Raw genomic sequence first — 216 nt, forward strand, 5'->3', positions numbered from 1 at the left:
GTTGGTGTCTGTAGTCCACGCGAGCGTAAATCTAGAAAGAAGCGTGACCAGGCTGCTTCGGTTTCTTCTTCTGAGACCATAAAACCGATGATTTCTCGTTTATTTATATCATTAACACCTTGGGCGATATAAACAGCTTTAGACACGACGCGATTGTCCTCTCTCACTTTGATATACATTGCGTCTACATATAAGTAACGAAATTTAGAGTGCGAT

1 protein-coding gene is annotated in these 216 nt (G+C 41.2%); it reads right to left on the reverse strand.

The annotated features are described in order from the left end of the window. A partial coding sequence (locus FEZ33_RS12330) for a transposase (RefSeq protein ID WP_171031407.1) occupies positions 1 to 216 on the reverse strand: 216 nt, incomplete at both ends.

The organism is Ruoffia tabacinasalis (assembly GCF_005864045.1).
Taxonomy (GTDB): Bacteria; Bacillota; Bacilli; order Lactobacillales; family Aerococcaceae; genus Ruoffia; species Ruoffia tabacinasalis.